General features: G+C 72.8%; 19 protein-coding genes and 1 pseudogene. 2 read left to right on the top strand and 18 right to left on the bottom strand.

Features of this window, described 5'->3' with window-relative positions; genetic code table 11:
- Window positions 1–135: 135 nt before the first annotated feature.
- From ruvB to pgsA, 13 genes and pseudogenes are all read right to left on the bottom strand, one after another.
- A complete protein-coding gene (gene ruvB, locus ABD340_RS35930; RefSeq protein ID WP_344595248.1) occupies window positions 136–1,203 on the bottom strand; it encodes a Holliday junction branch migration DNA helicase RuvB in 1,068 nt (355 codons plus the stop codon).
- 8 nt (window positions 1,204–1,211) lie between these two features.
- Window positions 1,212–1,811, bottom strand: a complete 600-nt coding sequence (ruvA, locus tag ABD340_RS35925) for a Holliday junction branch migration protein RuvA (protein WP_344595179.1) — start codon at window positions 1,809–1,811, stop codon at window positions 1,212–1,214.
- Window positions 1,808–2,335 carry a crossover junction endodeoxyribonuclease RuvC gene (ruvC, locus tag ABD340_RS35920; protein ID WP_344595178.1) on the bottom strand — a complete coding sequence of 176 codons (528 nt, stop codon included), beginning with the start codon at window positions 2,333–2,335 and terminating at the stop codon, window positions 1,808–1,810. Before ruvC ends, ruvA begins: the two co-directional genes overlap by 4 nt.
- 108 nt (window positions 2,336–2,443) lie before the next feature.
- A complete protein-coding gene (locus ABD340_RS35915; protein ID WP_344595177.1) occupies window positions 2,444–3,598 on the bottom strand; it encodes a GNAT family N-acetyltransferase in 1,155 nt (384 codons plus the stop codon).
- 16 nt (window positions 3,599–3,614) lie between these two features.
- A complete protein-coding gene (locus tag ABD340_RS35910) occupies window positions 3,615–4,364 on the bottom strand; it encodes a YebC/PmpR family DNA-binding transcriptional regulator (protein WP_344595175.1) in 750 nt (249 codons plus the stop codon).
- A gap of 4 nt (window positions 4,365–4,368) precedes the next feature.
- Entirely contained in the window at window positions 4,369–4,989 is a 621-nt protein-coding gene (pdxT, locus tag ABD340_RS35905; protein WP_344595173.1) for a pyridoxal 5'-phosphate synthase glutaminase subunit PdxT, read from the bottom strand.
- 111 nt (window positions 4,990–5,100) lie between these two features.
- Window positions 5,101–5,721: a DUF6928 family protein gene (locus ABD340_RS35900; RefSeq protein WP_344595171.1), complete on the bottom strand. Its 621-nt coding sequence runs from the start codon at window positions 5,719–5,721 to the stop codon at window positions 5,101–5,103.
- Between the two features lie 140 nt (window positions 5,722–5,861).
- The gene (pdxS, locus tag ABD340_RS35895) at window positions 5,862–6,782 is read right to left on the bottom strand and encodes a pyridoxal 5'-phosphate synthase lyase subunit PdxS (RefSeq protein WP_344595170.1); all 921 of its coding nucleotides are present in this window, start codon (window positions 6,780–6,782) and stop codon (window positions 5,862–5,864) included.
- 142 nt (window positions 6,783–6,924) lie between these two features.
- Window positions 6,925–7,953 (bottom strand): DUF3048 domain-containing protein, encoded by a 1,029-nt coding sequence (locus ABD340_RS35890; protein WP_344595169.1) that lies wholly within the window; start codon window positions 7,951–7,953, stop codon window positions 6,925–6,927.
- Window positions 7,954–8,035: 82 nt separating this feature from the next.
- On the bottom strand, window positions 8,036–8,581 hold the full coding sequence (locus tag ABD340_RS35885; protein ID WP_344595168.1) for a LemA family protein: 546 nt from the start codon (window positions 8,579–8,581) through the stop codon (window positions 8,036–8,038).
- A gap of 15 nt (window positions 8,582–8,596) precedes the next feature.
- Window positions 8,597–9,766 (bottom strand): glycosyltransferase family 4 protein, encoded by a 1,170-nt coding sequence (locus ABD340_RS35880; protein ID WP_344595166.1) that lies wholly within the window; start codon window positions 9,764–9,766, stop codon window positions 8,597–8,599.
- Window positions 9,763–10,692 (bottom strand): phosphatidylinositol mannoside acyltransferase, encoded by a 930-nt coding sequence (locus tag ABD340_RS35875; RefSeq protein ID WP_344595164.1) that lies wholly within the window; start codon window positions 10,690–10,692, stop codon window positions 9,763–9,765. The genes ABD340_RS35880 and ABD340_RS35875 overlap by 4 nt, the downstream gene beginning before the upstream one ends.
- A gap of 254 nt (window positions 10,693–10,946) precedes the next feature.
- A pseudogene (gene pgsA / locus ABD340_RS35870) lies at window positions 10,947–11,558 on the bottom strand (phosphatidylinositol phosphate synthase); the annotation flags it as partial.
- Window positions 11,559–11,930: 372 nt separating this feature from the next.
- On the opposite strand from pgsA, the gene ABD340_RS35865 reads away from it, so the two are divergent.
- Complete coding sequence (locus ABD340_RS35865; protein WP_344595161.1) at window positions 11,931–14,096, top strand: elongation factor G-like protein EF-G2; 2,166 nt, start codon at window positions 11,931–11,933, stop codon at window positions 14,094–14,096.
- A 25-nt stretch (window positions 14,097–14,121) separates the two neighbouring features.
- Here ABD340_RS35865 and ABD340_RS35860 read toward each other — a convergent pair whose 3' ends face one another.
- The gene (locus tag ABD340_RS35860) at window positions 14,122–14,532 is read right to left on the bottom strand and encodes a thiol-disulfide oxidoreductase DCC family protein (protein WP_344595159.1); all 411 of its coding nucleotides are present in this window, start codon (window positions 14,530–14,532) and stop codon (window positions 14,122–14,124) included.
- A 99-nt stretch (window positions 14,533–14,631) separates the two neighbouring features.
- Window positions 14,632–15,261 (bottom strand): HIT family protein, encoded by a 630-nt coding sequence (locus tag ABD340_RS35855; RefSeq protein WP_344595158.1) that lies wholly within the window; start codon window positions 15,259–15,261, stop codon window positions 14,632–14,634.
- Between the two features lie 229 nt (window positions 15,262–15,490).
- On the opposite strand from ABD340_RS35855, the gene ABD340_RS35850 reads away from it, so the two are divergent.
- Entirely contained in the window at window positions 15,491–16,162 is a 672-nt protein-coding gene (locus tag ABD340_RS35850) for an Asp23/Gls24 family envelope stress response protein (protein ID WP_344595157.1), read from the top strand.
- Between the two features lie 131 nt (window positions 16,163–16,293).
- On the opposite strand, the gene ABD340_RS35845 is transcribed toward ABD340_RS35850, so the two are convergent.
- The 3 genes from ABD340_RS35845 to ABD340_RS35835 all read right to left on the bottom strand — a co-directional run bounded on the left by ABD340_RS35845 (window position 16,294) and on the right by ABD340_RS35835 (window position 20,784).
- Entirely contained in the window at window positions 16,294–16,881 is a 588-nt protein-coding gene (locus ABD340_RS35845) for a hypothetical protein (RefSeq protein ID WP_344595156.1), read from the bottom strand.
- A gap of 119 nt (window positions 16,882–17,000) precedes the next feature.
- Window positions 17,001–18,977, bottom strand: coding sequence for a threonine--tRNA ligase (gene thrS / locus ABD340_RS35840; RefSeq protein ID WP_344595155.1), 1,977 nt, complete (start codon window positions 18,975–18,977; stop codon window positions 17,001–17,003).
- Between the two features lie 343 nt (window positions 18,978–19,320).
- Window positions 19,321–20,784, bottom strand: coding sequence for a sugar porter family MFS transporter (locus ABD340_RS35835; RefSeq protein WP_344595154.1), 1,464 nt, complete (start codon window positions 20,782–20,784; stop codon window positions 19,321–19,323).
- Window positions 20,785–20,806 lie beyond the last annotated feature (22 nt).

The raw sequence follows: 20,806 nt of genomic DNA, 5'->3' as shown, positions 1-20,806 counted from the left end.
TGGGCCGGGCACGGGTGACCAAGTCCCGGAGTCTAGAGAGTACGCCAGACACCGGCAACGACGTGACGATCGGGAACGGCGTGAAGTTCCCAAGCCGTTACGGGCTGAACGCCACTCTGTGATCACCATTGACGATCACTGCTCTGGCCGGTCGGCATCGTCGTCCAATGCGAACAGCGTACCCGCCATCGGGGCCGAGGGGGGCGGTGTGAGCCCCAGGTGCGCCCACGCCGCCGGGGTGGCCACCCGGCCGCGCGGCGTGCGGGCCAGCAGTCCCTGCCTGACCAGGAAGGGCTCGGCCACGACCTCGACCGTCTCCGGCTCCTCGCCGACCGACACCGCCAGCGTCGACAAGCCCACCGGCCCGCCGCCGAACTTGCGCATCAGCGACGCCAGCACGGCCCGGTCGAGGCGGTCGAGGCCGCGCTCGTCGACCTCGTACAGCTTCAGCGCGGCGCGGGCCAGCTCGAGGTCGACCGCGCCGTCGGCCCGCACCTCCGCGTAGTCGCGGACGCGGCGCAGCAGCCGGTTGGCGATCCGGGGCGTGCCGCGGGACCGGCCGGCGACCTCGGCCGCGCCCGCGTCGCTGATCTCGACGTCCAGCAGCCGCGCGGACCGCTGGACGATCACCTCCAGCTCGGCGGGCTCGTAGAAGTCCATGTGCGCGACGAAGCCGAACCGGTCGCGCAGCGGCCCCGGCAGCATGCCCGCCCGGGTGGTGGCCCCCACGAGCGTGAACGGGGCGATGTCGAGCGGGATCGCGGTCGCCCCCGGGCCCTTGCCCACGACGACGTCGACCCGGAAGTCCTCCATCGCCATGTAGAGCATCTCCTCGGCGGGACGCGCCATCCGGTGGATCTCGTCCAGGAACAGCACCTCCCCCTCCGAGAGGGTGGACAGCACGGCCGCCAGGTCGCCGGCCCGCTCGATCGCCGGGCCCGAGGAGATCCGCAGCGGCCGCCCCAGCTCCGCCGCGATGATCATCGCGAGGGTCGTCTTGCCCAGCCCGGGGCCGCCCGACAGCAGCACGTGGTCGGGCGTGCGGCCGCGCCGCAGCGCGCTGTGCAGCACCAGGGACAGCTGCTCGCGCACCCGCTCCTGGCCGATGAAGTCGTCGAGCTTCTTGGGCCGCAGCGCGGCCTCGATGACCTCCTCCTCCGGGCCGTCGGCGTCCGCCGAGACGATCCTGTCGTGCCCGTCCATCGGCTCGGTCACTTGCTGAGCCTCTTCAGCGCGGCCTTCAGCAGGACGGCCACCGGCGGCGTCTCGCCGTCGAGGTCGGCGGCGACCGCGTCCACGGCGGCGTCGGCGTCCCGGGCCGACCAGCCCAGGTTGATCAGGCCGTTCTGGACCTGCTCGCGCCAGGGCTCGGCGCGGACCTGGGCGGGCGCGTCGCCGGCGGCGCCCACCGGGCCGCCGAGCCGGTCCTTCAGCTCCAGCACGATCCGCTGCGCACCCTTCTTGCCGATCCCCGGCACCTTGGTGAGGGACGCGACGTCCTCGGCCGCGACCGCGCGGCGCAGCGCGTCGGGCGAGTGCACGGCCAGCATCGCCAGCGCCAGCCGGGGGCCGACGCCGCTGGCCGTCTGGAGCAGCTCGAACACCGACCGCTCGTCGTCGTCGGCGAACCCGAAGAGGGTCAGCGAGTCCTCCCGGACGACCATGGACGTCGGTACCCGGGCCTCCTCGCCCACCCGCAGCCCGGCGAGCGTGGCCGGGGTGCACTGCACCGACAGCCCGACACCGTGCACGTCGATGACGGCGGCGTCGGGCCCGGCGGCGGCCACCCGGCCGCTGACGAAGGCGATCACGGCCTCATTCCCCCTCTGGTCCTGGAACGGGCGGCCTGCAGCCGCGCCTGGGCGCCGCCCCGCCACACATGGCAGATCGCCAGCGCCAGCGCGTCGGCCGCGTCGGCGGGCTTGGGCGCGGTCTCCAGCCGCAGCAGCCGCGTCACCATCTTGGTGACCTGCGCCTTGTCGGCACGGCCGTTGCCGGTGACCGCGGCCTTGGCCTCGCTGGGCGTGTGCATCGCCACCGGCAGCCCGCGCCGCGCCGCGAGCAGCATCGCGACCCCGGCCGCCTGCGCGGTGCCCATGACGGTGCGCACGTTGTGCTGGGAGAACACCCGCTCGACCGCGACGGCGTCGGGCCGCAGCTCGTCCATCAGGGCCGCGATGCCGGTCTCGATGCCCAGCAGGCGGGCGGCTATCTCCTCGTCGGCGCCGGTGCGGACGACCTCCACGCGCACCAGCCGCAAGGGGGTGCCGGGAGCGCCGTCGACCACGCCGACGCCGCATCTGGTGAGCCCGGGGTCCACGCCCATCACCCGCAACGCCCGCTCCTTCGATCATCTGTTCGGCGGGCGCCACGCTACCGAACCCGCCGGACAATCGTCGCGCATCGCGGCGGCTGTGTCGGCCCCGCCGTCTCAGCAGCGGGGTCAGAAGTGGTCGAGCGCGAACGGTGCGGCGGCGAAGACCGCGTCCAGGACGGGCGCGTCGCCCTCCAGGAGCCCGGTGGCGCGGAGCGTGGACGTCGGCACCCCGCCGTACAGGGCGGCGAGGCCGCGCGCCCCGACCCGCACGGCCGGGCGGCCCGCCGCGTCGCCGCGTTCCAGGCGCCCCGTGCCGTCCTTCACGACGAGCCGCCAGGAACCGGTGTTGGCCGGGAGCTGCGGATCGTCGATCTCCAGGGCCGCCTCGGCCGACACGCCGGGCGGGAAGCCGCGCGCCTCGACCGCGGCCGGGGCGTCGAGCACGCGCAGCATCCAGCGGGTCCGCTGGACCTCCTCGGAGGTCCGTTCCCTGGTCAGCCAGAAGACCGGGTCGTGCGGCGCCACGTTCGCGTACACGGTTGGCACGATCGACGAGCCGGTCCCGACGAGCGCCCACAGCGCCCGCAGCGTCGCCTCCGAGGCCGCGACCAGCAGTTCGACCTCCAGGGAGCGGTTTCCCTCGCCCCAGTGGTAGGCGAGGAAGCCGTCCTCGGCCAGGTAGTGGTAGACGTCCCGGTCGGCGAGGTAGATCCGCCAGGCCTTCTCGCCCCAGTCGATCGGCCCGCAGTGGCCCGCGTCGCGGTGCACCCGGCGGATGACCTCGGCCACCTCGGCGGCGTCGTCGGGGCCCGCGCGGCGCACTCCGACGGAGGCGTCCGCCCGGACCTCGCGCAGCGCCTCGGCCGGGAGCCCGGCCCGGTGCAGGGAGCCCGCGTGCTCCCAGCCCAGCGAACGGTAAAGCGGCGTGGTCGCCGGATAGAGGACCGACAGGGCGTGCCCGAACGCGGTGCAGCGCTCCAGCACCTCGGTCATCAGGCGGCGGCCGACCCCCCGGCCGCGGGCCTCGGGGGCCACGACGACCCCGCCGACGCCGCCCATGGAGACGGGACGGCCATGCCACCACTGCGGCAGGTCGTGGATCCGCGCGGTCGCCACCGGGCGGCCGTCCTCGTAGCCGGCGAACTGGCGGCCCCCGCGCAGCGTGTGGCCCGCGAGCCGGATGATCTGAGCCCACTGGCCGTCCGGAAGCGCCCCGAACCCTTGGGAACGCAGGTCGCGGGTGGCGTCGAGCCCCGCGGCGTCCAGCACCCGGATTTCCATGATCCCGACCCTACGGCTAGTCGAGGGCGGCCATGACCTCGTCGCTGACGTCGAAGTTGGCGTAGACGTCCTGGACGTCGTCGGAGTCCTCCAGCGCCTCGATCAGGCGGAAGACCTTCTTGGCGTTCTCCTCGTCCAGCGGCACCGACACGCTGGGCAGCCAGCTGGAGTCGGCCGACTCGTAGTCGATGCCGGCCTCCTGCAGCGCGGTGCGGACGGCGGTCAGGTCGCCCGCCTCGGAGACGACCTCGAAGTTGTCGCCGAGGTCGTTGACCTCCTCGGCACCGGCGTCCAGGACGGCCAGCATGATGTCGTCCTCGCTGGTGCCCGCCTTCGGGACGATCACCACGCCCTTCCGGTTGAACAGGTAGGACACCGAGCCCGGGTCGGCCAGCGAGCCGCCGTTGCGGGTGAGCGCGACGCGCACCTCGGAGGCGGCGCGGTTGCGGTTGTCGGTCAGACATTCGACCAGCAGCGCCACCCCGCCGGGGGCGTAGCCCTCGTAGGTGATGTTCTGCCAGTCGGCGCCCCCGGCCTCCTCGCCGGCGCCGCGCTTGCGCGCGCGCTCGATGTTGTCGTTGGGGACGGAGTTCTTCTTCGCCTTGAAGATGGCGTCGTACAGCGTCGGGTTGGCGTCGGGGTCACCGCCGCCGGTCCGCGCGGCGACCTCGACGTTCTTGATCAGCTTGGCGAAGAGCTTGCCCCGCTTGGCGTCGAGAGCCGCCTTCTTGTGCTTGGTCGTCGCCCATTTGGAATGGCCGGACATCCTCTTACTCCTCCTCCATCGCCCGGCGCACCAGATCGGCGAAGTAGTGGTGCACGCGGTGGTCGCCCGTCAGTTCGGGGTGGAACGCGGTCGCCATGAGGCGGCCTTGGCGGACGGCGACGATCCTACCGATGTTCGGGCCGCTCTCGGCGCGACCGAGGATCTCCACGCCCGCGCCCACCGACTCCACCCAGGGCGCCCGGATGAAGACCGCGTGGAAGGGCGCGCCGTCGACGCCGGTCAGCGGCACCTCGGCCTCGAACGAGTCGACCTGGCGGCCGAAGGCGTTGCGGCGCACCGTCATGTCGATGCCGCCGATCGTCTCCTGCCCGTCCGCGCCGTCCCGGATCCGGTCGGCCAGCATGATCATGCCGGCGCAGGAGCCGTAGGCGGGCATCCCCGCCTCGATCCGCTTGCGCAGCGGTTCCAGCAGCTCGAACGTCCGCGCCAGCCGCCACATCGTGGTGGACTCGCCGCCGGGGACGACCAGCGCGTCCACGCTCTCCAGCTCCTCGGCGCGGCGCACGGGCACCGTCCGCGCCCCGGCGCCCTCCAGGGCCCTGGAGTGTTCGCGTACGTCGCCTTGCAAGGCGAGAACCCCGATGGTGGGCACAGCAGCAGTCACGTGGAACCTTCCGGGAGATCAGTCTCGGACAACCCTAGACGTTGGTTACAACGTTCCCGGAATGGGCGTGTCTTCCCCCTCCCGCCCCCGCGCCTCGCGGGAGCGCGGGGGTCAGGAGAGCTTGAAACGGCGCAGTGGGAGCTCCAGGGGCAGGAAGCCGTCGTCGCCGCGGTCGGCGATGCCGCGGCCGAACATGTGGGCACCCGCCAGCGCCAGCCCGAACTCCTCGGGGTCGAACGGCAGCGGCACGTCCGGTGCGCCGTCGTCGATGGCCTTCCAGAACGGGGCCTCGACCGGCAGCCGGTCGCCCTGGTCGACCACCACGCCGTCCTCGGCGGTGACGAACACGTCGCGGCGCAGCTCGGCCGCCTCGTACCAGCGGAACCAGCAGCCGGAGATCACGCTGTGCAGGACGAGGACGCCGCAGTGCGCGCCGGGCAGCGCCGCCGCGATGCTGTCGGCGATCCGGCGGGCGTCCTCGTCGAGGCCGAACAGCCGCCGGTCGCACAGCAGCAGCGCCCGGTCGAAGACCCCGACGAACAGCTCGTCCTCGAACGGCCACAGCGCGAAGTCCAGGACCGTGTCGCCGGTCGCGGCGAGGGTCGCGGCGGGATAGAGCCCGCGGGCCAGCGTCGCGGCGGCCTCCGGATCGGGATCGGGGACCAGCCCCGGCCGGAACACCTCGGCGGGATCACCGGCGCTCGCACAGGCCAGCGCGACCGACCACCCCATGATCGTCCCTCCCCGCGGCCGCCTGCCGCCCGGGGGCCCCGTTCCTCCCCCAACGACCGCGCGGCCAGCGTAAACCCTGCGGCGCGGGTTGGGGAGGGGGCGCCGCAAGTAACCGGTCGATTACCCGCCAGGGCCGGGGTTCACCAGCCGCGGCCGGCGAACTTCTGGTCCTCGCCGAGGGAGGCGACGTTGATGCCGACCATGGCGTCGCCCAGGCCGCGCGACACCTTGGCGATCACGTCCGGGTCGTCGTGGAAGGTGGTGGCCTCGACGATGGCCTTGGCGCGCTTGGCCGGGTCGCCGGACTTGAAGATGCCCGAGCCGACGAACACGCCCTCGGCGCCCAGCTGCATCATCATGGCCGCGTCGGCCGGGGTGGCGATGCCGCCGGCGGTGAACAGCACGACCGGCAGCCTGCCCGCCTCGGCGACCTCCTTGACCAGCTCGTAGGGGGCCTGCAGCTCCTTGGCGGCGACGTACAGCTCGTCCGCGGGCAGCCCCTGCAGCCGGCGGATCTCGGCGCGGATCTGCCGCATGTGCGTGGTGGCGTTGGAGACGTCGCCGGTGCCGGCCTCGCCCTTGGAGCGGATCATCGCCGCGCCCTCGGTGATGCGCCGCAGCGCCTCGCCGAGGTTGGTGGCGCCGCACACGAACGGGACGGTGAAGGCCCACTTGTCGATGTGGTTCTCGTAGTCGGCCGGGGTGAGGACCTCGGACTCGTCGACGTAGTCGACGCCGAGCGCCTGCAGCACCCGGGCCTCGACGAAGTGCCCGATCCGGGCCTTGGCCATGACCGGGATCGACACGGTGCCGATGATGCCCTCGATCATGTCGGGGTCGCTCATCCGGGAGATGCCGCCCTCGGCGCGGATGTCGGCGGGCACCCGCTCCAGCGCCATCACGGCGACCGCGCCGGCGTCTTCGGCGATCTTCGCCTGCTCGGGCGTGACCACGTCCATGATCACACCGCCCTTGAGCATCTCCGCCATGCCGCGCTTGACCCGGGCGGTCCCGGTGGCGGGAGCGTTGATCGGCTCGGGGGCGGGATTCGCAGTCGACACGGGTATTCCTCACATGAAAGCGGACGGCAGATCTCTATCCATGATATTGCCTGCTCGATGGGGCGAAGGACCCGCCATGGTGTCAAGATCGCGCGGGCCTCCCTTACAGGTCGGCCAGTGGCCGGGCCGGTAGCCGGGATCCCTACGGGATGCGGGGCTTGCCGTTGTTGAGGAGCACCACCCACACCTGCCCCTGGGCGAACGTCATCGGCTTGCCGTCGGCGGTGGTGAAGGTCGTCCCCTTGTCCTCCGACGGTCGCGACCACGTGGTGTCGTAGGCCTTGCCGTCGCGCAGCACCACGGCGCGCCCGGTGCCGGTCGTCTTGATCAGCGGGGTGTAGTTGCCGAGGAAGTCGTGGAACTCCGAGCGGGTCGTCTCGGCGTACTGGATCACCACCGTCTGCCCGCCCAGCACGCCGCCCTCGGCCGCGGTGTTGGTCCGGCCGTTGTGGGCCGACAGCCAGCGCTTCTGCTTGGCCGACCAGGTGAACGACATCCGCGTGGACGGCCACCGGGCCGTGAAGGTCGAGGTGGGCTTGCCGCCCTCGGGAGCCGGCCCGAAACGGAACCCGATGTCGCGCGGCCCCTCGGCCTTGGGGGCCTCCTTCAGCAGCGTCTTCGGGTTGGCGTAGAGGTTGTACGGGATGGGCTTGGGCCCGGCACGGAAGTAGGCGCGGCCGCCGTTGTCCTGCGAGATGTCGTACAGCGGCGCCTGCTTGATGTACTTCTTCATCTTGCTCTGGACCCCGGAGAACGCGAACGCCGGCCGTCCGAGCTGCGAGAGGATGTGCAGGTCGGAGATGCGGGCGCTGCGGACCGGCCCGACCCGGGCGGGCAGCCGGGAGGAGTAGACCGCCATCAGTCGGGTCTCGCCGCCCTCGACCTGCTCCACGTACACGATGTCGGCCGAGCGCACGCCGGTCTGCGGCAGCGCCGCGCGGGTGTTCTCGATCTTCACCGCCAGCACCGGGTTGTCCAGCCCGGCGCGGCCGCCGGTGAACGGGTGGGAGGCGGGCGTGCTCGGCTTCTCCGCGCCGCCGGCCGCGCTGGGCGGGGCGGCGGACCCGGCCCCGTCCGATCCGGAGCACGCGGTCAGGGCTCCGCCGAGCATGACGGCGCCGATCCCGGCGGCGGCCCGGCCACGCCCTCCTCCGGCCCATGCGATTCGCACGATTTACCCTCCCAAAGGCGACTTGCCCGAGGGTAGCGAATACGTAGGGCCGCTTTGTCCGGTTCAATCCGGGGTGCGAAGGTCAGCCGCGCAGCGCCTCCGGCGGATCGTCGTCGATCTCGAAGAAGCCCGGCAGCGGCGCCCGGCCCGCCAGCGGCAGCACCCGGATCAGCATCTTGCGGCGGGCGATCCGGGCCTGCGAGACCGCGTCGTTGTAGAAGCGGCGCGCGTAGACGACCTTGGCCGCGGCGCCGCCCAACTCGTCCAGCACCGGCCGGCCGTCGCCCTCGGCCTCCAAAGTGTCGGCGAAGTCGGGCTGGTCGACCACCGCCCGCAGCGCGCGGGACAGGTCGCTCTCGGCGAACTCGCGGGACTCGGCGTCGGCGGTACGCGCCTCGTGCGCCGCGGTCGCCAGCACCAGGCTGGTCGCCGGGTCCAGCAGCCGCGAGGCCGCCAGCTCAAGCGCCACCGCCGCGCGCCGCACCAGCGCCGCGTCCAGCGCCGCCCGGGCCGTCTCCACCCGGACGTGCAGCCGGTCCAGCCGGGTCGCGCGCCACGAGACGTACACGCCGACGAGGAAGACGACCGCGATCCAGAACAGGACGTCGATGATCCAGTCGGGGAACATGTGCCGTTACGCCTCTCAGGCCCCGAGGCCGGACTCGACGACCCCGGCGCCGTCCAGGGCCACCGTCTCGTACACCCGCAGCACGTCGCGGGCCACCGCCGACCAGTCGTACCGGCGGACGGCGGCGCGGGCCTCGGCCGACAGCTGCTTGCGCCGGGCGGGGTCGTCCAGCAGCTCGCCCGCCGCCGCGGCCAGCGCCTCGTGGTCGCCGACGGGGAACAGCGCACCGGCGCGGCCGCCCAGCAGCACCCGGTCGAAGGCCTCGATGTCGCTGGCCAGGATGGGGGCGCCCGCCGACATCGCCTCGGCCAGCACGATCCCGAAGCTCTCCCCGCCCAGGTTGGGCGCCACGAAGACGTCCACCGAGTGGTAGGCGCGGACCTTGTCCTCCTCGCTGACCATGCCCAGCACCACCACCCGCTCGCGCAGCTCGCGGGAGACCTTGGCGAGCACGTCCCCGGTGTCGCCGGGACCGGCCAGCAGCAGCCGCAGCCCGGGCCTGCGGCGGCCGAGGATCTCGAAGGCGCGCAGCAGCACCGGCAGGCCCTTGCGCTGCTCGTCCATGCGGCCCAGAAAGCCCAGCGCGCCACCGGAGCCGCCCTGGTCGCCGTCGCCGCCGTCGACCCGGCCCGTCCAGCCGGGCAGCGGCTCGGCCATCGCGTACCGCTCGGTGGCGACCCCGTTGGGGATCAGCACCGCGTCGCCGCCCAGATGCTCCACCAGCGTCTTGCGGGCCGCCTCCGACACCGCGATCCGACCGGTGATCTTCTCCAGCGCGCTCTGCAGGATCGGCGCGGTCACCGACACCAGCCGCGACTTCTGGTACGAGGCGTGGAAGGTGCCGACGATCGGCCCGTCGGCCGCCCAGCAGGCCAGGATGCCCAGCGACGGCGCGGCCGGCTCGTGCACGTGCAGGACGTCGAAACCGCCCTCGTTGATCCACCGCCGCACCCGGCTCGCCGACAGGAAGCCGAACGCCACCCGTCCCACCGAGCCGTTGTAGGGCACCGGGACGGCGCGGCCGGCCGACACCACGAACGGCGGCAGCGGCGCGTCGTCGTCGACCGGCGCCATCACCGACACATCGTGGCCGAGGCCGATCAACGCCTCCGCCAGGTCGCGGATGTGCTGCTGGACGCCGCCCGGAACGTCCCACTCGTACGGGCAGACGATGCCGATTTTCACCGGCCCGCCCTCTCCAGGTCCTCGACCCACACCTTCTGGAGCATGTGCCAGTCTTCCGGGTGCGCGGCGATGCCCTCCTCGAACACGCGCGCGAGCTCCTGCGTCATGGCCTGGATCTTCTCCTGTCTGACGCCCCCGGCCGGGGCCGGGACCTCGTCGTGGACTCGCGCCGCCCAGTACTCGCCTTCGTACCACAGGGTGACCGGGATCAGCGCCGCGCCCGTCTGGAGCGCCAGCGCGCCCGACACCGCGGGCATCCGGGCGGTGGCGCCGAAGAACTCCACCTCGATCCCGTTCTCGGTGAGGTCTCGGTCGACCACCAGGCACACCAGGCCGCCTGCGCGCAGCCGATGCGCGAGCCGGCCGTACGCCGAGGCGCCCTTGTGCGCCAGGACCTCCATCCCCAGACTCTCACGGAATGCGACGAAGCGGTCGAACAGGGACTCGGGCTTGAGCCGCTCGGCCACCGTGGTGAACCGCTGCCCCTGGTACGCCAGCCAGGCGCCCGCCTGCTCGTAGTTGCCCATGTGCGGCAGGGCCAGGACGACGCCGCGGCCGGACTCGAGGGTGGAAAAGATCTTCTCTTCGCCGGTGACCCGGAACCGGCCGACGATGCGGTCGCGGTCGTACTCCGGCAGCCGGAAGACCTCGAACCAGTAGCGGAAGTAGGAGCGCAGCACCTTCCTGCTGAGGATCCTGACCTCGTCGTCGACGGCGTCCTTGCCCAGCACCCGGCACAGGTTGCGCTCCAGCTGGCGGACGCCCGCGCCGTGGCCCCGCCAGGTGCGGTCGGCCAGCCCGGTGAAGATCCGCCGGGCGGTCCGCTCGGGCATCTTCCGGACGACCGTCCAGCCGAGCGCGTAGGCGGTGCCCATCGCCTCCTCGCGGACGGACGCGAGCAGCGACGATCGCGCGTCCTCGGTCACGCGCCGCGCTCCGCCCGCCGCTTGGCGCCGCCGCTGCGGCCGCCCTTGCGGCCGGTGCCGTTGCGGCCGGCCGGGGGAACGGTCTTCGGCTCAGCCCGGGGGGCGGGGGCGGGGGCCGAGTCGGACGCCGAGTCGGACGCCGATTCGGACGCCGAGTCGGACGCCGAGCCGGGCGCCGAGCCGGGCGCCGAGCCGGGCGCCGAGCCGGGCGCCGATTTCGAGGCCGCCGATCCGGAGGGTTCGGCGGCCGACGGGGGCGAAGGCGCCGGGTCGGCCAGGGCCTGGGCCCGCACGGTCGCGAACCGCTGCCCGACCGTGATCGTGCTGAGCGCGGCCAGCACCCACAGCGCCAGCGCCAGGACGAACGGCACCCCGATCCCGTCGAACCCGGCCGCCACCAGCACCACGATCAGCCGTTCGGCGCGCTCGGCGATGCCCACGTTGCAGGTGTAGCCGAGCCCTTCGGCGCGGGCCTTGGCGTACGACACCACGGCCCCGGCGACCAGGCAGTAGAGCGCCACCGCGGCCAGGCTCTCCTGCCCGTCCCGGTACAGCCCGATCATCAGCCCGGAGAAGATCGCCGCGTCCGCCACCCGGTCCATCGTGGAGTCCAGGAACGCGCCCCACTTGGAGATCTTGCCGGTGACCCGGGCCACCGCCCCGTCCAGCATGTCGAACAGCACGAACGCGGTGATGACCATCGTGCCCCAGAAGAACTCCCCGCGCGGGAAGAACCCCAGCGCCCCGGCGAGCACACCGGCCGTGCCGATCACGGTGATGGCGTTGGGCGAGACCCCGGTCCGCGCGACGGTCTGGCCGATCGGGGTCAGAACGCGTCCCAGCGCGGGCCGCAGTTTGTTGAGCATTCGTCCGATCCTGTGAGGTCGAGTGACGTCGAAATCGTGGTCCCCGCCGGGACCGCTCCAGCCGCCCCGGGCCCGCGGCGGAGTCCGCCCCCGGGCCGCGCAGCGCGCGCCCATCGTAGTGCGAGCGCCACCACAGAGGGGTCAAGGCGGCGCGCCGGGGGCATGTTCACCTGAGAAGTGATGGCGGACGTTTGCCGTTCACCTCTTGTGATCCTCGCCGTCACGGGAAAAGGTGTTGACACGGGTGTGACGTCGGTCACGCACGTCGGGAGGTGGCCTGGCGCCGCACTCGGACGACAGGACCTGGATCGCCGCCAGGGGCCGGGTCCTCAGCCGCACACGGCCCCGCGGGGCCCGTCCGAGGAGGTAGTCATGGCGGACAAGGGAGGACATCCGGGAACGCCCGGCAGGGCACCGGAGGCCGGCCGGCCCGACAGGGTGCGCAACGTCGCGCTGGTCGGCCATTCGGGTGCGGGCAAGACCACGCTGGTGGAGGCGCTGCTGGCCGCGACCGGCACGGTCCAGCGGCGGGGCCGGGTCGAGGACGGCACCACGATCAGCGACTTCGACGAGGTGGAGGTGCGCCAGCAGCGCTCGGTCAACCTCGCGCTGGCGCCGCTGGTGCACGGCGACATCAAGGTCAATCTCATCGACACCCCCGGCTACGCCGACTTCGTCGGCGATCTGCGGGCCGGGCTGCGCGCCGCCGACGCCGCCCTGTTCGTCATCTCGGCGGTGGACGGCATCGACGGCCTCACCCGGCTGCTGTGGGAGGAGTGCGCGGCGGTCGGCATGCCCCGCGCGGTCGTGATCACCAAGATCGACCAGCAGCGCGGCGACTTCGACGACGTGGTGCTGAGCTGCCAGGACGTCTTCGGCGAGGGCGTGCTCCCCTGCTACTTCCCGGTCGGGTCGGGCGACGGCCTCAAGGGGCTGATCGGGCTGCTCACCCAGCGCTGCCTCGACTACTCCACCGGGGCCCGCGTCGAGTGCGAGCCGGAACCGGAGTTCCTGGACCAGATCGCCGAGCAGCGCGCCGCGCTGATCGAGGGGATCATCCAGGAGAGCGAGGACGAGACCCTCATGGACCGGTACCTGGCCGGCGAGGAGATCCCGGTCAAGGCGCTCATCGAGGATCTGGAGACCGCGGTGGCGCGCGGCACCTTCTACCCCGTGCTGGCCACCTCCGTGCCGCACGGCGACCATCCCGGCCCGGTGATCGGGATGCAGGAGCTGCTGGAGGTCGTCACTCAGGCCTTCCCGTCCCCGCCCGAGCACGGCATCCCGCCCGTCACCGGCGTGACCGGCGGCCCGCCCAAGAGCATCGCGTGCGACCCCGAGGGCCCGCTGGTCGCCGAGGTCGTCAAGACCACCTCCGACCCCTACGTCGGACGGATCTCGCTCGTGCGGGTGTTCTCCGGCACGCTGCGCCCCGACAGCACGGTGCACGTCTCCGGGCACGGCCTCGAGGACCGCGGCCACGAGGACCACGACGTCGACGAGCGGGTCGGCGCGCTCACCTCCCCGCTGGGCAAGGCCCAGCGGATCATCTCGTCCTGCGCCGCGGGCGACATCTGCGCGGTCGCCAAGCTGAGCCGGGCCGAGACCGGCGACACCCTGTCCGATCCGGACGGCCCGCTGCTGATGGCGCCCTGGTCGATGCCCGACCCGCTGCTCCCGGTCGCCATCGAGGCCAAGTCCAAGGCCGACGAGGACAAGCTGAGCCAGGCGCTGAGCCGCCTGGTCGCCGAGGACCCGACACTGCGCCTGGAGAACAACTCCGAGACCCGCCAGCTGGTGCTGTGGTGCATGGGCGAGGCGCACGCCGACGTGCTGATCGAGCGGCTGCGCACCCGCTACGGCGTCGAGGTGGAGCGGATCGACCTGCGGGTGCCGCTGCGCGAGACCTTCGGCGCCGCCGCCAAGGGCCTGGGACGGCACGTCAAGCAGAGCGGCGGGCACGGCCAGTACGGCATCTGCCACATCGACGTGGAGCCGCTGCCCTCCGGCGCGGGCTTCGAGTTCGTCGACAAGATCGTCGGCGGGGTCGTGCCGCGCCAGTTCATCCCGTCGGTGGAGAAGGGCGTCAAGCAGCAGATGGCGCGCGGCGTCTCGGCCGGCTACCCCCTGGTCGACATCAAGGTCACCCTGCACGACGGCAAGGCGCACTCGGTCGACTCCTCCGACATGGCCTTCCAGGCGGCCGGCGCGCAGGGCATCAAGGACGCCGCCGCCAAGGTCCCGATCCTGCTGCTGGAGCCGGTCGACGAGGTCTCGGTGCTGATCGGCGACGACTACGTCGGCCAGGTCATGTCCGACCTCACCGCGCGGCGCGGACGGGTGCTCGGCACCGAGTCGGTCCCGGGCGGCCGCACCCTGATCAAGGCCGAGGTCCCGCAGCTGGAGATCATCCGGTACGCGATCGACCTGCGGTCGCTGTCGCAGGGCACCGGCACGTTCAACCGCGTGTTCCTGCGGTACGAGCCGCTGCCCTCCCACCTGGCCGACAAGGTGTCCGCGGAGGCGACGGCGGGCTGAGGCGTCCGCCGCCCGGCGGGCCGGGTCAGCGGGACGCGGGTCCCGCGCCCGGCCTGCGGTCGGCGGGCAGCGCGCAGGCGGGCGTGCCGCCCGGCAGGCGGCCGCGGTTGGCGGCGACCAGGCGGTACAGGCCGTGCGCCGCCCACCGGAACGGCGACACCCGCCCGAGCAGGCCCAGCGGCCGCCACACTCCCCCGGCGTCGATCAGCAGCATCGCGATGGCCTGCGCCCCGCCGTGGACGCGGCCGTCCCGCGCCACCCAGACGACCTCGTAGGAGGCGCGCTCGGCGGTCGTCCCGAGCGCCTCCAGATCGGCGAACTGGTAGGCCAGCGGTTCCGCCGAGGACGGGATCCGGCGTTCGGCGAACCGGACCGAGGCGGTGCAGAAACCGCAGTCGCCGTCGTACAGCAGCACCGGCCGGTCGAATCCCGTCATCGCTCCGCCTCCCTGACAGCGGACGGCCCGCTGTCCGCCAGGGCGTGTCTTGCGGATCCACGTTCTGTCGCGCGACGAACAAGACCCATAAGACACGCCCTAGTCGTGCTCGGGCCAGGCGTCGGCGAGGATCTGGCGGGTGTCGCGCAGCAGTTGCGGCAGCACCTTGGTACGCCCGACGACCGGCATGAAGTTGGTGTCGCCGCCCCAGCGCGGCACCACGTGCTGGTGCAGGTGCGCGGCGATCCCGGCGCCGGCCACGTGGCCGAGGTTCATGCCGACGTTGAACCCCTGCGCGCCGCTGGCCTTGCGCAGCGCCGTGAGGGAGCGCCGGGTCAGCTTCGCCAGCTCCTCGTACTCGGCCGGGTCCAGGTCGGCGTAGTCCGCGACGTGCCGGAACGGGACGATCATCAGGTGCCCCGAGTTGTACGGGTAGAGGTTGAGCACCGCATAGACCCGCTCGCCGCGGGCCACGATCAGGCCGTCCTCGTCGGTCATCTCGGGGATCTCGCAGAACGGGCAGCCGTCGCCGGAGCCGGCGCCGCTGGGCTTGCCCTCGCCCTTGATGTAGGCCATCCGGTGCGGCGTCCACAGCCGCTGGAAGTCATCGGGTACGCCGGCACCGCCCCGCTCCTCCTCGAAATGGGGCTGGTGAGCGGCCTGCGCACCCGGCTCGGGCGCATCGTCGCGCACCTCCGGCATCACAGGCTCATCCGGCTCTACGCTCAAGACGGCGGTCTCCTTTTGTCCACGGCCTGACCAGCAGCATAGAGAGCCGGGCGGGACGGTCTGAAGCCGGGATCCCCCGGCGCGCCGCCCGGTTCGCGTCGTACCGGCCGGTAGGTGCAGACTTCACCTCGCGTCACCAGAGTTCACCCGGGTCCCCTGCGCCATGGCCGTCACTTCGACACCATAGGGGGACGAACGGGACGGGCAAGCGACCGTGGGGAGCCGAACGATGACCGATCTCGACAAGGAAGTCCCGGGCGGCGGCGAGGAGTCCCCGCGTCCCGAGTCGCCCCGCCCCGAGTCGAGGCCCATGCCGTTCTTCCCGGGGCCGCCGGCCCAGGGACCGGCGTCGGGGCCCTCGTCGACCGGCGGGGTTCCGCTGGCCGCGCCGCCCGCGCAGCCGCCGCCCCCCGCGCCGGCGCCCCCCGCGCCGGCGGCGCCGCCCGCTCCCGCCGCCCAGGAACGCCAGGCGCCCGCCATCCCGACCGCGACCTCCGCCGCGGTCGTCAAGGGCCGCATCACCATCGAGGATCAGGTGATCGAGAAGATCGCGACGCTGGCCGCGCTGGAGGTCGAGGGCGTGGCCGGCTCGTCCGTCCGCACCGCTTCCCCCGGCACCGCACCCGCGCCCCCCGGCGGAGCGCCACCGCCGGAGGACGCGGGACGTCCGGTGGCACGGAGCCATCCGCACGACAACGAGATCTCCCTCGACCTCACCCTCACCATCGAGTACGGCCGGGTGGTCATGGACGTGGCCAAGGAGGTCAAGACCAACGTGGCCCGCGTGGTCAGCCAGATGCTGGGGATGCGGGTGGTCGCGGTCAACATCTCCGTCGCCGACGTCGCCCCGGCCGCCGCGCCGGGACGCCCCGGCGCTCCCCCGGCCGGCGCCCGCGACTGAGCGCGCCCGGCGCATCGGGGTCGTTCCCCCTCCCGCCCACGGGAACGACCCCGACGATCGGCAGGCCGCCGCCGCGGACCAGGAGACGCACTCTAGACAGCGCGAAGATCCGCACCAAGCGGTTTCGCGGGTTACCGCCCGGGACGCGCGTAACAGGTCTGCATCGCGACGCCCACCGACACCGTGGTCACCTTCACCCGCTCCACCATCGCCGCCGGCACGCCCGCGAACCGGAACGAGTGCGGCCGGCCGCCGGTCGCGGTGCCCTGCTTGGACGCCGGCGCCCGCCCGCGCAGCGACACCTCGGCGCGGACCAGCCCGCTGGCGGCCACGTTGACGGTGACCTCCAGCCCGCCCGCCGCCGCCCGGTAGAACGCGCTCCCGGACGGGCACCAGGTGAGGCCGCCGCCGCCCTGCCCCGGCATCGGCGGGCCGCCCTGCCCACCGCCCCGGCCCGGCGTGTTCCCCCGGCCCTGCCGGGGCTCGGGGTCGACGGCGCCGGTGCCGCCGGGCAGGGGCGGGACGGGCCGGGTGGCCGCCGGGGGGCCCGGGGTGCCCGCCGCGGCCGGGCCACCGCCGGACGGCTCGTCCCGGTCCCCGCCGAGCAGCGGCATCAGCAGGACGGCGACGGCCGCCGCCACCAGCGCCAGCGCGCCGCCGTACCCGGCGACCCGGCTCCAGGGCGACGGGCCGCGCGCCGCCCTCCTCCTGGACCTCATACCGCCGTCCGTCCGCTCCTCGCGCCGCCGGGATCGGGCCCGGCGCGCCCGGTCCGCAAATGAGCGTCGAGGCTACCAAGCCCGGCACTACCGGACGGTAACAACGTCCGGAACGGGCCTCAGACCTGGATCCGGCTCTCCACCGCCCGGACGATCTCCTCGACCGCCTCCTCGATGGGGACCCCGTTCCGCTGCGAGCCGTCGCGGTAGCGGAACGACACCGCGTCCTTGGCCACGTCGTCGTCCCCGGCCAGCAGCATGTACGGGACCTTCTGCTTCTGCGCGTTGCGGATCTTCTTCTGCATCCGGTCGGCGGAGGCGTCGACCTCCACCCGGATGCCGCGCTCGCGCAGCCGGGCCGCGACCTTCTCCAGGTGCGGGACGTGCGCGTCCCCGATCGGGATGCCGACCGCCTGGACCGGCGCCAGCCACGGCGGCATCGCGCCCGCGTAGTGCTCCAGCAGCACCCCGAAGAACCGCTCGATCGACCCGAACAGCGCCCGGTGGATCATCACCGGCTGCTGCCGCGACCCGTCGGCCGCCTGGTACTCCAGCTCGAACCGCTTGGGCTGGTTGAAGTCCACCTGGATGGTCGACAGCTGCCAGGTGCGGCCGATCGCGTCCTTGGCCTGCACCGAGATCTTGGGGCCGTAGAAGGCGGCGCCGCCCGGGTCGTCCACCAGGTCGAGGCCGGAGTCGTCGGCGGCCTCCTTGAGCGCGGCGGTGGCCTCCGCCCAGTCCTCGGCGACGCCGATGAACTTCTCTGAGTCGTCCCGGGTGGACAGCTCGAGGTAGAACTCGTCGAGGCCGTAGTCGCGCAGCAGGTCGAGCACGAACCCGAGCAGGTTCTTGATCTCGCCGACCATCTGCTCGCGGGTGCAGTAGATGTGCGCGTCGTCCTGGGTCATCCCGCGCACCCGGGTGAGGCCGTGCACCACGCCGGACTTCTCGAACCGGTAGACGCTGCCGAACTCGAACAGCCGCAGCGGCAGCTCACGGTACGACCGCCCGCGCGCCCGGAAGATCAGGTTGTGCATCGGGCAGTTCATCGGCTTGAGGTAGTAGTCGCCGCCGTCCACCTCCATGGGCGGGAACATGTCGTCCTTGTACCAGCCCAGGTGCCCGGAGACCTCGAAGAGGCTCTGCTTGGTGATGTGCGGGGTGTTGACGAACTCGTAGCCCGCCGCCTCGTGCCGCCGCCGCGAGTAGTCCTCCATCACCCTGCGGACGACGCCGCCCTTGGGGTGGAAGACGGCCAGGCCGCTGCCGATCTCGGGCGGGAAGGAGAACAGGTCGAGCTCGGCGCCCAGCCTGCGGTGGTCGCGCTTCTCCGCCTCCTCCAGCAGCTTGAGGTGCTCCTCCTGCCGCTCCCGCGACTCCCAGGCGGTGCCGTAGATCCGCTGGAGCTGCGGGTTCTTCTCGCTGCCCCGCCAGTACGCGCCGCCCGAGCGCATCAGCTTGAACGCCGGGATGACCCGGGTGGTGGGCAGGTGCGGGCCCCGGCACAGGTCCTTCCAGCGCAGTTCGCCGGACTTGGCGTCAAGGTTGTCGTAGATGGTCAGCTCGCCGGCGCCCACCTCGACGTCGGCGCCGTCGTCGGAGCCGGCGCCGCCCTTCAGGCCGATCAGCTCCAGCTTGTAGGGCTCGCGGGCCAGTTCCTCCCGGGCCTCCTCGTCGGAGACCGCCCGGCGGGAGAACCGCTGCCCCTGCTTGACGATCTCGCGCATCCGCTTCTCGATGCGCTTGAGGTCGTCGGGGGTGAACGGCTCGGCCACGTCGAAGTCGTAGTAGAAGCCGTTCTCCACCGGCGGGCCGATGCCCAGCCTGGCGTCCGGGAACAGCTCCTGCACCGCCTGCGCCAGCACGTGCGCGGCGGAGTGCCGCATGATCGCCCGGCCGTCGTCGGAGCCGATCGCGACCGGCTCCACGCGCTCGCCCTCGCGCACCGGGTAGGCCAGGTCGCGCAGCTCGCCGTCCACCCGGGCGGCGATCACGGTGCGGCCGTCGGCCTCCAGCACCTCCCCCGCGGTCGAGCCGGCGGCCACCACCCGCTCGCTTCCGTCGCGGATGATGCGCAGCTCGGGCACGGTGGACACGGGTTCTCCTCGCGATGCTGAAGGGATGTGCGGTGCTGAAGGATTGTGCGGTGCTGATGGGATGTAGCGCGGGTCCGACACCGGACCGGGGTCCGATGCTACCGAGTCCGGCCGGTCGCCGGACGCTTCCTGTCCCATGGTTCGCTCCTGTCGTCGTGTCGTCGGGAGCGCCCCGGGAACCGCCCTGGAGGAGGCGAAAGGCCCCGGGATCGCTCCCGGGGCCCTGCCGCTGGTCCGTCTGGTCAGGCGGCGGTCGCGCCGGGAGTTCCCGGCGTCGTCGTCCCCTGCGCATAATGCGCGCACATGCCTGCCATGCCGTCATTGTAGCCCACACGGCCGGGGGTCAGCGGTGAGACGGCGCGGCCAGCTTGTCCATGTCCTCCAGCTCGCGGCCCTTGGTCTCCGGGACGGCCCGCAGCACGAACACGAAGGCCAGCAGGGAGAAGGCGGTGTACAGCCCGTACGCCAGCCCCAGCGACAGCGAGGAGATCCCGGGGAAGGTGGTGGTGATCACCCAGTTGGCGACCCACTGCGCGGCGGCGGCGACGGCCAGCGCCGAGGCCCGGATGAAGTTGTTGAACATCTCGCCGAGCATCACCCAGACCACCGGGCCCCAGGTGGCGGCGAAGGACAGCACGTAGGCGTTGGCGGCGACGAGCGCGACCGGCCCGGCCACGTCGCCGAGCGCCGGCTCGCCGTTCACGATCGGGGCGGTGGCGAAGCAGACCGTCATGATCCCGAGCGTGACGGCCATGCCGGCCGCCCCGGCCAGCAGCAGCGGACGCCGGCCGATCTTGTCGACCAGCGCGATCGCCACCAGCGTGGACAGCACGTTCACCACCGAGTTGATCACGGAGGTGAGCATGGCGTCGGCTTCGCTGAACCCGACCGCCTGCCACAGCGAGGACGAGTAGTAGAAGATCACGTTGATGCCGACGAACTGCTGGAAGACCGACAGCAGGATGCCCACCCACACGATCGGCAGCAGCCCGAACCGGTGGCCGCGCAGGTCGCGCAGGTGCACCGGCCGGTCGACGGCCAGCGACCGGACGATGTCGCGGATCTTGTCGTCGACGTCGCCTCGTCCCATGACCCGGGTCAGCACCTCGCGGGCCCGCGCCAGCTCGTGCTTCTTCACCAGGTAGCGCGGCGACTCGGGGATGGTCGTGGCGATCACCCCGTACATCACGGCGGGCACCACGGCGCTGGCGAACATCCAGCGCCAGGCCGAGCCGCCCCAGGGGAACTCCCCGGACGCTCCCCCCTCCGAGGCGCGCGCGATGACGTAGTCGGCCACCAGCGCGGAGAAGATGCCCAGCACGATCGCCATCTGCTGGAGCGAGCCGAGCCGGCCGCGCAGCTCGGCGGGCGCGATCTCGGCGATGTAGGCGGGCGCGATCACCGAGGCCGCGCCGATCGCCAGCCCGCCCACCACCCGCCAGAACGTCAGGTCCAGGGCGGAGAAGGCCAGCGCCGAGCCCAGCGAGCTGGCCACGAAGAGGGCCGCGGCCACCAGCATCACCCGGACCCGGCCGATGCGGTCGGCCAGCGGCCCGGCGAGCCAGGCGCCGGCCGCGCAGCCCAGCAGCGCCGCCGAGACCACGAAACCGACCGCCACCGAGTTGAGCTGGAACTGGCCCTTCAGCGCGTCGACCGTCCCGTTGATGACCGACGAGTCGTAGCCGAACAGGAAGCCGCCGAGCGCGGCGGCGCCGGCCAGCAGCACCGCCGTCGCCGCCGAATGCGACGGGGCCTGCGGGTGGGCGGGTCCTTTCGGGTCTCTGCCGGACGCCCCATCATCAGACATGCACCAGGCTTTCCCGACAAAT

Origin of the sequence: Actinomadura vinacea (assembly GCF_039532545.1) — a bacterium.
Taxonomy (GTDB): domain Bacteria; phylum Actinomycetota; class Actinomycetes; order Streptosporangiales; family Streptosporangiaceae; genus Spirillospora; species Spirillospora vinacea.
This window is presented reverse-complemented; position numbering and strand designations above follow the sequence as displayed.